Source organism: Polynucleobacter sp. AP-Nickl1-40-C4, from assembly GCF_035012665.1.
GTDB lineage: Bacteria > Pseudomonadota > Gammaproteobacteria > Burkholderiales > Burkholderiaceae > Polynucleobacter.
Map to the genome: position 1 here is coordinate 24627 of NZ_JAYGQR010000006.1, position 12568 is coordinate 37194.

General features: G+C 46.1%; 11 protein-coding genes. 7 read left to right on the forward strand and 4 right to left on the reverse strand.

From position 1 onward, the window contains the following. The first annotated feature begins 21 nt into the window (after positions 1 to 21). The 5 genes from fba to VC182_RS07775 are packed head-to-tail and all read left to right on the forward strand — an operon-like array spanning position 22 to position 4835. Positions 22 to 1086 carry a class II fructose-bisphosphate aldolase gene (fba, locus tag VC182_RS07755; protein WP_072582781.1) on the forward strand — a complete coding sequence of 355 codons (1065 nt, stop codon included), beginning with the start codon at positions 22 to 24 and terminating at the stop codon, positions 1084 to 1086. Positions 1087 to 1093: 7 nt separating this feature from the next. Then, entirely contained in the window at positions 1094 to 1993 is a 900-nt protein-coding gene (locus VC182_RS07760) for a phosphoribosylaminoimidazolesuccinocarboxamide synthase (RefSeq protein WP_072582782.1), read from the forward strand. 49 nt (positions 1994 to 2042) lie between these two features. Continuing rightward, complete coding sequence (purE, locus tag VC182_RS07765; RefSeq protein ID WP_072582783.1) at positions 2043 to 2537, forward strand: 5-(carboxyamino)imidazole ribonucleotide mutase; 495 nt, start codon at positions 2043 to 2045, stop codon at positions 2535 to 2537. A 4-nt stretch (positions 2538 to 2541) separates the two neighbouring features. After that, complete coding sequence (locus VC182_RS07770; protein ID WP_323484983.1) at positions 2542 to 3726, forward strand: 5-(carboxyamino)imidazole ribonucleotide synthase; 1185 nt, start codon at positions 2542 to 2544, stop codon at positions 3724 to 3726. Positions 3727 to 3728: 2 nt separating this feature from the next. Beyond that, positions 3729 to 4835 (forward strand): L-threonylcarbamoyladenylate synthase, encoded by a 1107-nt coding sequence (locus tag VC182_RS07775; RefSeq protein WP_072582785.1) that lies wholly within the window; start codon positions 3729 to 3731, stop codon positions 4833 to 4835. Here the strand turns inward: VC182_RS07775 and dacB are convergent. Genes dacB through VC182_RS07795 form a run of 4 tightly spaced genes read right to left on the reverse strand, consistent with a single transcriptional unit; the run spans position 4781 to position 10240 of the window. Beyond that, positions 4781 to 6310 carry a D-alanyl-D-alanine carboxypeptidase/D-alanyl-D-alanine-endopeptidase gene (dacB, locus tag VC182_RS07780; protein ID WP_323484984.1) on the reverse strand — a complete coding sequence of 510 codons (1530 nt, stop codon included), beginning with the start codon at positions 6308 to 6310 and terminating at the stop codon, positions 4781 to 4783. The genes VC182_RS07775 and dacB overlap by 55 nt on opposite strands. A gap of 31 nt (positions 6311 to 6341) precedes the next feature. Next, positions 6342 to 8768, reverse strand: coding sequence for a response regulator (locus tag VC182_RS07785; protein WP_323484985.1), 2427 nt, complete (start codon positions 8766 to 8768; stop codon positions 6342 to 6344). Between the two features lie 6 nt (positions 8769 to 8774). Further along, on the reverse strand, positions 8775 to 9398 hold the full coding sequence (locus tag VC182_RS07790) for a response regulator transcription factor (protein ID WP_215358589.1): 624 nt from the start codon (positions 9396 to 9398) through the stop codon (positions 8775 to 8777). After that, positions 9398 to 10240, reverse strand: coding sequence for a diguanylate phosphodiesterase (locus tag VC182_RS07795; protein ID WP_323484986.1), 843 nt, complete (start codon positions 10238 to 10240; stop codon positions 9398 to 9400). The genes VC182_RS07790 and VC182_RS07795 overlap by 1 nt, the downstream gene beginning before the upstream one ends. A 316-nt stretch (positions 10241 to 10556) precedes the next feature. Here VC182_RS07795 and VC182_RS07800 point away from each other — a divergent pair, with 316 nt between their 5' ends. Further along, positions 10557 to 10847 carry a co-chaperone GroES gene (locus tag VC182_RS07800; protein ID WP_072582790.1) on the forward strand — a complete coding sequence of 97 codons (291 nt, stop codon included), beginning with the start codon at positions 10557 to 10559 and terminating at the stop codon, positions 10845 to 10847. A 28-nt stretch (positions 10848 to 10875) separates the two neighbouring features. Beyond that, the gene (gene groL, locus VC182_RS07805; RefSeq protein WP_323484987.1) at positions 10876 to 12525 is read left to right on the forward strand and encodes a chaperonin GroEL; all 1650 of its coding nucleotides are present in this window, start codon (positions 10876 to 10878) and stop codon (positions 12523 to 12525) included. Positions 12526 to 12568: the final 43 nt, after the last annotated feature.

A 12568-nucleotide genomic window follows, 5' to 3' on the forward strand; every position in this document is an offset into this window, starting at 1 on the left:
ACTATTTATTAAGAGAACATCATGGCTTTAGTATCTTTAAGACAACTCTTGGATCATGCTGCTGAAAATGGTTACGGCCTGCCAGCATTTAACGTGAACAACTTAGAGCAAGTAACGGCGATTATGGAAGCAGCAAATGAAGCTGACTCCCCTGTCATCATGCAAGCTTCTGCTGGTGCACGTAAATATGCTGGTGAGGCGTTCCTGCGCCATCTGATTTCTGCTGCGGTTGAGGCTTATCCGCATATTCCGGTAGTGATGCACCAAGACCACGGTCAAAGCCCAGCAGTGTGTATGGCTGCGATTAAGAGTGGCTTTACCAGTGTGATGATGGATGGCTCCTTAGAGGCCGATGGTAAAAGTGTTGCTAGCTACGAGTACAACGTAGACGTATCCAAAGAAGTGGTGAAGTTCTCCCACTCTATTGGAGTTACGGTTGAGGCTGAATTGGGTGTATTGGGCTCACTAGAGACCATGCAAGGTGATAAAGAAGACGGTCATGGTGCTGATGGCAAGATGACTCGTGAGCAATTGTTGACTGACGTTGAGCAGGCTGCTGATTTTGTAAAGGCTACTCAGTGCGATGCCTTAGCAATTGCGATCGGTACTAGCCATGGGGCATACAAGTTCACTAAAAAGCCGACGGGCGATATTTTGGCAATCGATCGCATTAAAGAAATTCATGCGCGCATACCTAATACGCATTTGGTAATGCATGGTTCTTCTAGTGTTCCACAAGAGTTGCTTGCTGAGATCCGTGAATTCGGCGGTGATATGAAAGAAACTTACGGTGTTCCGGTTGAAGAGATTCAAGAGGGCATTAAGAATGGCGTTCGTAAGATCAATATCGATACGGATATCCGCTTGGCAATGACCGGTGCAATTCGTCGTTACTTTATTGAAAATCCAAGCAAGTTTGACCCACGCGATTATTTGAAGCCAGCCCGTGAAGCCGCCAAGAAGGTTTGTATTGCACGCTTCCAGGCCTTTGGTTCTGCAGGTCAAGCCTCCAAAATTAAACCGATTTCTTTAGAGAAGATGGCTGAGCTATATAAGAGCGGCAAATTAACTCAAATTGTGAAGTGATTTAAATATGCCTGCTTTGTACGCTACCTCTATTAAGTCATTACCTTTGTTGTCCAAGGGTAAAGTGCGTGATGTTTATGCATTAGATGACAACAAGTTGCTGATGATTACTACCGACCGTCTTTCTGCGTTTGACGTAGTGATGGGTGAGCCCATTCCTGAGAAGGGTGTAGTTCTCAATCAAATGGCCAATTTTTGGTTTGATAAATTGGCTGCAGTGATTCCTAATCATTTGACTGGCATTGATCCAGCTACTGTAGTGGCAGCGGATGAGATTAGCCAAGTCAAAGGTCGTGCGGTAGTTGCTAAGCGCTTAAAGCCCATTTTGGTTGAGGCAGTGGTCCGTGGTTACTTAGCCGGTAGTGGCTGGAAAGACTACAAAGAAACTGGCAAGGTTTGCGGCATTGCTTTGCCGGAAGGTTTAGAGAATGCCCAGAAATTACCTGAGCCTATTTTTACTCCTGCTGCTAAAGCAGAGTTTGGTCAGCATGATGAAAACATCTCATTTGAGAAAGTCATCGAGCTCATTGGTGAAAAGTTAGCCAATCAAATTCGTGAAGTGAGTATTCGTTTGTACAAAGAGGCTTCTGAATACGCAGCTACTCGTGGAATCATCATTGCTGATACCAAGTTTGAGTTTGGCTTAGATGCCAATGACCAACTGGTGTTGATGGATGAGATCCTGACAGCCGACTCTTCTCGTTTTTGGCCTGCAGAGACCTACTATGTAGGCTCTAACCCACCTTCTTATGACAAGCAGTTTGTGCGTGATTGGCTAGAAACCGCCATGGTGGATGGTAAGTTATGGCCTAAAACAGCCCCTGCACCGCAATTGCCAGCAGATGTGATTGAAAAGACTGCCCAAAAGTATCGTGAAGCGCTTACCCGCCTTACTGAGACTTCTTGAGTCAGGGATAATAGAGCTCTTAATGGTTATAAGGCATTTGGAGAGGTAAATGAGTAAGAAGCCAATCGTCGGAATAGTGATGGGATCCAATTCAGATTGGGACACCATGCAGCACGCCGCTCAAATGCTTGAGCAATTCGGCATTGCTCATGAGGCAAAAGTACTCTCCGCACACCGCATGCCAGATGACATGTTTCAGTACGCTGAAAAAGCGCAGGCGAATGGTTTGCAAGCCATCATTGCTGGTGCAGGTGGCGCAGCTCATCTACCAGGCATGCTCGCCTCAAAAACGATTGTTCCTGTTTATGGCGTACCTGTCGCTAGTAAATATTTGCGTGGAGAAGATTCTCTCTTTTCTATTGTGCAGATGCCTAAAGGTATTCCGGTTGCTACTTTTGCGATTGGTGAAGCCGGCGCAGCAAATGCTGCCTTGCATGTGATTGCAGGTTTAGCTTTGCATGATGCTGATTTAGCAAAGCGCTTAGAAGATTTCCGTGCCAAGCAGTCTGATGCTGCACGCTCAATGAATTTGCCGGGATATTAATTACATGGCAGATCGTATGGAACCCATTTTGCCGGGTTCATATTTAGGAATTTTAGGTGGCGGTCAATTGGGGCGGATGTTTACTCAAGCCGCTCAAGCGATGGGCTACAAGGTTTGCGTGCTCGACCCTGGCTCTGATAGTCCTGCAGGCTCTATTGCTGAAAAATTTATTCAAGCTGACTACACTAATAGTGCCGCTTTAAAAGAGATGGCTGCACTATGTTCATCAGTGAGTACTGAGTTTGAAAATGTTCCCGCTCAAGCTTTGGATGAGTTGGAGTCTTTGGGTGTATTTGTGGCGCCACGCAGCAGTTGCGTGTCTCTTGCCCAAAATCGTATTGCTGAGAAAAATTTCTTAGCCACTTGGAAGTCAGAGACCAATATTGGCCCAGCTCCCAACTTTGTGATTGAGTATGAGGCTGATATTGCCCATGCTCCAAAGGAGCTCTTCCCTGGAATCTTGAAGACTGCTCGAATGGGTTATGACGGCAAAGGTCAGGCTACTGTTTACAGTGCAGATGAATTGACTACTGCATGGAATGAGTTCGGGCGCGTGCCTTGTGTTTTAGAAAAGCGCATGGAATTAGATTTTGAAGTGTCAGCTTTGGTAGTGCGTGGTTATGACGATGCTGTAGTAGCCTATCCAGTGGCCCAAAATATCCATCGTGACGGTATTTTGCATACCTCGACTGTGCCAGCCCCTTCACTGAAGCCTGCTCAGGAAAAGAAAATCATTGATGCAGCCAAGGCGCTGATTCGGAAGATCGATTACGTTGGTGTTCTTTGCGTAGAATTCTTTGTGCTGAAGAACGGCGACATCGTGGCTAATGAAATCGCACCACGCCCGCACAACTCTGGTCACTACACCATGGATGCTTGTGTGAGCAGTCAGTTTGAACAGCAGGTACGAGCAATGGCTCGTTTGCCTTTGGGTGATACCCGTCAGCTTGCGCCTGTATCCATGTTGAACTTGTTGGGTGATCTTTGGTTTGAGGGTAGTGAAGATCAACCAAAAGAGCCTGCATGGAATAAAGTTCTGGCTCACCCTGATGCAAAGCTACACCTGTATGGCAAATCTGCGCCACGCATTGGTAGAAAAATGGGTCACATTAACTGCTTAGGCGAGAATCTCAATGAGGCTCGGAAAAATTGCGCAGCTGTTGCTACCGAACTAGGGATCGAGCCCTAGAAATGTCCGCAGACAGTACCCACTTGCAATCTTCTGCAGTGATTAATGAGGCAGTACAAAGCTTGCGTGACGGTGGTTTGGTTGCGTTCCCCACAGAGACCGTTTATGGCTTGGGCGCGGATGCTAAAAATCCTGAAGCGATTAAGAAAATCTTTACCGCTAAGGGTCGCCCATCAAATCACCCCCTAATTGTTCATTTAGCTGCGCCAGATAAATTCGATCAAACTCAAATCGATTGGGTTGCGCTCTTGGCACCGTGGGTAAGAGACTTATCCGAGGAAGCCTTAAAGCTCATTAACGCCTTTTGGCCAGGGCCATTAACTTTAGTCTTCAAGAAAGATAAAAGTGTTTTAAATGAACTGACTGGCGGCCAAGATACGGTAGCGATTCGGGCTCCTTCTCATCCTGTTGCACAGGAGTTATTACGTAAATTTAAAGGCGGAGTTGTTGCGCCATCAGCCAATCGCTTTGGTAAGGTATCGCCGACTAGTGCTGCCGACGTCCGTAATGAGTTCGAGGGTATGTTGGATTTAATGATTTTGGATGGTGGCGATTGTGAAGTCGGTATCGAGTCAACCATCATTGATTTGTCATCTGGCGATAAGGCTGTGCTACTCAGACCCGGCGCAATCACTCCAAGTGAAATTTTTACCAAGACAGGTGTAAAGGTTTATCAGCCTGGAGAAGTAAAAGGGAATGAAGCGCCCAATGAAGCAACGGCAGATCTACCAAGGGTATCTGGAAGTCTCAAAGCCCATTACGCACCAACTACGCCTTTGCGCCTATATGCCCCGGGTCGTGTCTTGGATGCCTTGACTGAATATCCAGATATTAAATCGCGCGTTGCTGTAGCGGTGTGGGATTCAGAATCCTCCTTAAGCGAAGATGGGCATCCTTCGGCCCACTTTGAGGAGGTTGAGGTTCCAAGCGATAGCGGTGCCTTTGCGAGTCGGCTATATCGCTCCTTGCGTGATTTAGATCAGCAAGGTTGGGATTTGATTTTGTTCCCTGAACCGCCAGCGGGCGAGGAGTGGGACGGCGTTAGAGATCGTCTTCAGCGCGCATGCTTTGGTTCTGGCCCATCTTCAAGCAGCCACGATAGCAACTGATCGTGCGCCTCTAGACCCCTCCAAGCATTGGGGTGGTTGATGAATGAAGTCACCGCATACATCTTTCCAGATTTACTCATTACATAACCTGAGATCGCTCGCACATCTGCAAGAGAACCGGTTTTAATTCTGGCTTCTGGTTTTTTCTTCAGATGTAAAAACTTGCGTAGTTGAACCATTAAGCGATTGCGCATCGTGCCATCGGTACCTGCAATTGGTAGGCTGTTATATAAAATATCACCCACTGGTAAATTACGAGCAGTGAGCAAGAGCTGATTCATTTGACTGGCAGAGATTGCTTCGTTGCGAGATAGCCCAGAGCCATTCTCAATCACCAGCCCCTGAAAGTCCAAACCATTTTGTTTGAGCCAACTCTGAATCACTAACTCACCATTGGCAGTTGTTGCTGGCTTACCCATTTTCTCTAAAGCCATAGTCAAAAGAACTTGGCGTGCCATGACGTTATTTGAGTACTTGTTGATGTCTAAGACATCATCGGCAAGTTTGCTGCCTTCAAATTGCAAAAGAAGTCGGGCGGCTAAAGGAACTGAACCATCTTTACCGATAGGAGCTTGTGCCCAGCTGCCACCAGCTAATTCCCAGGCGGCTGCGAAGCCTTGCGTTAGAAAGGTATTGGCGTCAAGCGCAACAACGTTAAAGTTCACTCCCTTACAGGAGCTTGGGAACGCCCCAGAGAACTGTGCAGTTAAAGGCTGATCGGTATTGGTGACACCTTCCGGATCTAAATTAAAGCGGATATTGCTTTTCCAGTTATCGCATGAGCGATCGACCAGCTGCATTTGGTTGGATACCTTTAGCTGGGAGAGGGATGGGGTGTAACTAATGTCAATAAAATCCGCAGTGCGTGACTTACCTAGTTGAAACGACAAAGTTCTAAATGCATAGAGCAGAGGATCTGGCGGAACGTTGTATGCACGCAGAGCTTCGCCATCAATAGTATTTTGCTCCATGACATTAGCCGCATAAGCACTGCGATCAAAGAATAGATTGCCATCAATCTTCTGGATACCCAGACCTTGAAGGTCCTTCATCATCTTGGCCAACTCTTCTGGAACGAGTTTTGGATCACCTGTACCCTGCAAATACAGATTGCCTTTCAATACCCCCTGACGAATTACTCCATCTGTATAGACATTAGTGCGCCAACGATATTGCGGGCCTAAGATGTCTAAACCAGAAAGCGTAGTGAGTAGCTTCATGGTGGAGGCAGGGTTCATTGGATCACCACCACGCCAATCTAAAACTTTCTTGGATGTATTCTTTCCGGGTCGACCAGATTCGATCTCTACAACTGAAATACTTACGGTATCAAGAGGGATTTGATTGCGTTCGAGGCTACTCGCTACGGATAGAGGAATTGCTGGGGATGTACTCTCGCCGGCAAAGGCCAAAGAGCTGGCCGTCCAAAGGAGGATTGCAATAAAAGCGGATGGGCGAAGAGGAGAAAAACGCATCTCCCATAGGATAAACCCACCGCATCAAAGATTAAAGCTTTGCATATTGAGATTGATACCTACTAATCATTTGATTTTGCTCTTCAAGTAACTGGATAAAGGCTTGAATTTGAAGATCTAGAGACTCTGCTTCCTCTAAAGCTTCACAGGCCTTAATAAACTTTGCGGCACTCAGAAGCTGCGCCCCTCCTTTGACTTTATGAACCATCCTTCTGAAGGCGTCTTCATCTATGGCTTCATTTCTTAGGGTGAGTAGGGTCTCATCATGCACCTTTTGAATTTCTTCCAAGATCACCAGAATGTACTCTGGGCTGTTTCTAAGGAGATTTCCGAAGGCGTCAAATGAATACTCCTCCAGACCCCCAGTTTGAGTTGTAGTCTCAGTTAATTCTTCGACTTGGAAATAGCGTGACAGCTCATTCTCTAAAGTCATGAGACTTAAAGGTTTGATCAGGACACCATTCATACCAGCCTCCAAGAATTGATGGCGTGAATCTAGGGCATAGATATCTGCAGTAATGCCGATGATGATGAGGTCTTGATTGCCCGCATTACGTATGTGCTTGGCAAGCTCTGAGCCCTCCATGCCTGGGATAGATTGATCGGTTAGCAGAAGATCAAAATGCCGTTGACTGATGAGATCTAGAGCTGTGGTGGCGTTATCGCAAACTGATACTTCAATGCCTAGCGCCTGAAGTTGAAGCGAGATAATTTGGCGGCTTGCTGGGTGATCTTCCACTACTAAGGCTTGTAAAAGGCGCTCATTATTTTGAGCATGCTTGGAGACTAGCTTTCTGGATATATTGCTATGTTCAGGTCTTGAGGCTCCGGTTGCAGCAATGCTGGTACGTGGAAATGCAACGCAAAAATGAATATTGCTACCAAAGCCTGGCGCGCTCTCAAAGTAGAGCTGGCTGTTCATGGAAGTGACTAAGTGATTTGTGATGGTTAGACCAAGGCCAGTGCCATTAGTCTGTTCGGTATTGCCTGGTATTTGCTCAAAAGCTTGGAGTGCTATTGCAATCTCTTCTGTACCCATGCCAACACCGGTATCAATGACTCTGAATTCAACTAATTGTCCCGCATGATCATCTGCGAGCACGCTGATAGAGAAATAGATTTCACCATGATCGGTGAACTTAATGGCGTTACTAATCAGGTTCTGCAGTATTTGGCGTAAACGTAAAGAATCCAACAACAAGACTTCTGCAATGCGCGGATCTTTAGAGGTATGTAGCTTGAGACTCTGTCTATGGGCCACGGTCGAAAATGCCGAATCGATGTCATCAATCAAAGCATTGAGATTACAAGGCTCAATATTGAGTGTAAGCTTGCCTGCCTCTATCTTTGATAGATCCAAAACCTGGTTTAGGATTCCTAGAAGAGATTCTGCTGATGAGTGTGCGCTCTTCAGTAAAGTTTTTTCATTTGCAGGTAGGGAGCTGCTGAGCAATAACTCTTGCACCCCCAAAATGGCATTCATTGGCGTGCGGATCTCATGACTCATTGTGGCTAGGAAAGCAGACTTTGCGGCATTTGCATTCTCTGCCTGCTCTTTCGATGAAATAAGATGTTTCGCTTCTTGTTTTTGAATTGTTTGTCTCTGATGCATGCGCCAAAGCAAGGTAGAGCCTATCAGTAGGATTGCCAAAGTGGAGAGCCAAGGCAAATGATTGGCTGGGGATGAGCGGCCTCTTTCAAAAGTAGACGCGTTGATGTTAAAAAGATCTCGTGATGCGATTGGATCTAGATTATTGAGAAACTGCTCAAGTACTCCATGCAAAGCTTCATCTTGATTCGAGATAAGCCAGCGATATTCAAAGGGCTCTCTACTGTAAAGCCCGTCAACCTGTAACTTGTCTGCGTTTAATTTCTGAATGAGTTGTTGCGCAAGACGAAGCGGTAAGACAAGCGCTTCAATATCGTTTTTGAGGAGATCAAATATTAATTTTTCCGCATGGCCGGATACGCTGGCTTGGGGATGATTGGGTATCGGTGGGTTTTCAAAGCCACGGTCAAAGTAGGCGATATTAATTGGCTCAATAGGCGCATCGTTTTTGGACCGTTTAGTCAGAATAGCGTCATGCCCCCAAAAGATTGCTTCTGATAAGGAGCCAAACTTCAGATACTCGTCATCTAGAGCGGGTGGATCAATGATGAAATCCACCTCTCCATTGGCTAGTTGCTGAAGTCCCTCCCGATCGCTCTTACGCCACTTCGGTAAAAACTCTTGGTGGGTAAATTCGCTGAGCTTTTTTAGAAAGCCATGAAAAACTCCAGGCTCACCCTTTTCATGCACATCTAAGTAAGGCGCATATTTTTCATGAATACTAAAACGCACTACAGGATGAGCATCGATCCACCGTTGCTCTGCCGAGTTCAGTAAGTTCGCATAGGTATTGCTTAATATCCCATTCAATAGGATAAAAAGGGCAATACGGGTGATGGATCGATACATGCCGCTCTAGCTTTCGATGATGTTGTTCATGCGGCAGAACAAAATCAAGTCTGCAATATTGTTAATGCCCAGCTTGTCAAAGACTCTAGTCTTATAAGTGGCTACTGTCTTATTGCTGATATGCAGCATTTCAGAGATTTGTTGGTTTGAGTTCCCTTTGCCTAAATATTTCATGACCTGTAGCTCACGATCAGAAATTAACGCAAGCTTATCGTTATCACTTAATGAGCTATTACCATTTTTGCCGTGAGTGAAAAAGTTATAGCCTTGGGATATGGCAACGCATGCAGCTAGGATGACATCCGCACCGGCAGTTTTATTTACAAAGCCATGCCCACCAAGTGAGCGAACCCTGCCGCCATAGACTGCTTCATCCATACTCGACAGCACTAGCATCCGCACATCTGGGTACATCAACCCAATTCGGCGGATGACATCAAAGCCATCCGTCTTGGGCATATCTAGATCAAGAATCACCATATTAGGGTTCACCTCTTTCATAGACCTGAGGCACTCCTCGCCGTTCTGCGCTTGCCCTGCAATTTCAAATAACAACTGGTCCTGCAACATACTTTTAAGAGCCATCAGCATTGCTGGATGGTCATCTACCAACATCACGCGTTTTCTCATTACTTGTCTCCGTTTTGGTTTGGGTGTTGATGAGGGTGCAGCGAAAAAATGGCTTTAGAGATACGGCTATCGTTAATCTGAAGCATCTGATGACGGCTAATAGGGGACATCATGAGGCCGCCATAAGCATGGTCGGCAATCAGAGTGTAGGCATTTTCTAAATCTTTTACCAACCCAATATTGCTGGCATAAATTTGTGTAGGTGAGTAGGGCGATTGCCTGAGTTGGGAAAGTGCATCACTAGCCAGCTCGCGCTCACGTATCTGGCTCATATCAATATGTACACCCTCTAATTGCATCTCTGTAATCCAATGCAATTCTTCGGCGCTGCCAGAGAATTTTAAAAAGTGAAGCAGGACGCCCAGTCGTCGCAAACGAAGTAATCCTTCTTTGCATGCATCGGCAATATCGGGCTCAGGAATGGATTGAATGCCGATAGATACCAAGCCAACCGGTAGACGTGAATTCAAGATCAACTCACTCATAGCATCCACATAGCAACTTGAGGCGATGGCATGTGAAGGCACCGGCAAAATTCCAGGAATAAAACGACCACTACGATACCAATAGGCAATGGTGTCTAGGCCTTCCATAAAAAGGCGTAGCAATTGCATATCAGAGGTAGTCAGTAATGGTCTAAATAAAGATCCTGTCAGTTTTGTTCCCTTGCAGTTAAAAATGGGTTCATGACTAATCGCTTGTCGCTTGGACCAGGATTGGTGTTCTTCAAGAGCTTGGTTACTAAGACCAAGCCAGGGGTCGCCACAGGCGTCTCGTACTTCTTGGAAGGGTTTGTTCTTCCATGCCTTTACAAGCGTGTACAGCCGGGATTTCGGGCTCATCAGCATTCTCCAATCGGTGACTATCCAGTCTAGGCAGGACGGATTGGAGCGGTAAGGGCTTTAGGCTGATTTATCTGTAGGAATTGACCTACCAGCCTGTCCCTATTATAAAAATAGGCTAAATCCTTAAAGAATTTATGGTGATCCGCCCTTGAAATCCAGGGAATCAGACCTATATAATCAGCACTCCCTACATGCGAGTGCTAAAGAGGCGATTTATACCTAAATAACCCTTGGCTTCCGTGTGAAGAGATCATAAAGCATTGATTTATATAGTTTATTTAAATAGTTAACACTTACTAACATAGGAGAAGAGATGAATTTGCGTCCCTTACATGATCGCGTAATCATCAAGCGTTTAGATCAAGAATCAAAAACTGCTTCCGGAATCATCATTCCTGACGCTGCTGCAGAAAAACCTGATCAAGGTGAAGTATTGGCAGTAGGCCCAGGTAAACGTGATGACAGCGGCAAATTAAACGCACCTGACGTCAAAGTAGGCGATCGCGTGTTGTTTGGTAAATATGCAGGTCAAACAGTAAAAGTTGACAGCGAAGAACTCATCGTGATGCGTGAAGACGACATCATGGCTGTTGTACAGAAGTAATTTCGGTATTTAAGAGAGGAATTTAATCATGGCAGCAAAAGACGTTGTATTTGGAGATAGCGCCCGCACCAAGATGGTCGAAGGCGTCAACATTCTTGCTAATGCAGTGAAAACAACTTTGGGACCAAAAGGTCGCAACGTGGTGATTGAGCGTTCATTCGGTGGACCAACAATCACTAAAGACGGTGTATCCGTAGCAAAAGAAATCGAACTCAAAGACAAGCTCCAGAACATGGGCGCGCAGATGGTTAAGGAAGTTGCTTCCAAGACTGCTGACATCGCTGGTGACGGTACAACTACAGCAACTGTATTAGCTCAGTCTATCGTTCGCGAAGGTATGAAGTATGTTGTTTCGGGCCATAACCCAATGGACTTGAAGCGCGGTATTGATAAAGCTGTTTCAGCTGCTATCCAAGAGCTCGCAAAAATCAGCAAGCCTTGCACTACTACTAAAGAAATCGCTCAAGTAGGCTCTATTTCTGCAAACAGCGACCACAGCATTGGTCAGCGCATTGCAGAAGCCATGGAAAAAGTAGGCAAAGAAGGCGTTATTACTGTTGAAGATGGTAAGTCTTTGGAAGATGAGCTTGAAGTTGTTGAAGGTATGCAGTTTGACCGCGGTTACCTCTCCCCATACTTCATCAATCAACCAGAAAAACAAGTTGCTGTATTGGAAAGCCCATACGTTCTCTTGTTTGACAAGAAGATTGCCAACATCCGTGATTTGCTCCCAGTACTTGAGCAAGTCGCGAAGTCTGGTCGTCCATTGTTGATCATTGCAGAAGATGTTGAAGGCGAAGCCTTGGCAACTTTAGTTGTGAACAACATCCGCGGCATTATCAAGACTTGTGCTGTTAAAGCCCCTGGTTTCGGTGACCGTCGTAAAGCCATGTTGGAAGACATCGCGATTTTGACTGGCGGCACAGTAATCGCTGAAGAAATCGGCCTCACACTCGAGAAAACAACTCTTGAGCATTTAGGTCAAGCGAAGCGCATCGAGGTAGGTAAAGAAAACACCATCATTATTGACGGTGCTGGCGATGCTAAAGCAATCGAAGCTCGCGTGAAGAACATTCGTGTTCAGATCGAAGAAGCTACTAGCGACTACGACAAAGAAAAATTGCAAGAGCGTGTAGCCAAGTTGGCTGGCGGTGTTGCAGTGATTCGTGTTGGTGCTGCTACTGAAGTGGAAATGAAAGAGAAGAAGGCTCGTGTTGACGACGCATTGCACGCAACTCGTGCAGCTGTTGAAGAAGGCATTGTTCCTGGCGGTGGCGTAGCATTGATTCGTGCAATGCAAGGTATCAAAGGCTTGAAAGGCGATAACGCCGATCAAGACGCTGGTATCAGCATCGTATTGCGCGCTATGCAAGAGCCATTGCGTACGATCGTTAGCAACGCTGGTGAAGATGCTGGTGTGGTTGTTAATGCAGTACAAGCAAGTACAGGCAATAACGGCTACAACGCTGCTACTGGTGAATACGGCGACCTCGTTGCACAAGGTGTTATCGACCCAACTAAGGTAACAAAAACTGCATTGGTAAATGCTGCTTCTGTTGCTGGCCTGTTGTTGACAACCGATTGCGCAATCTCCGAAGCACCAAAAGATGAATCTGCTGGTGGTATGCCTGATATGGGTGGCATGGGTGGAATGGGCGGAATGGGCGGCATGATGTAATAGCCGTTAATTTCCTCAGCCAACTGGCTGTAGAAATAAGAGC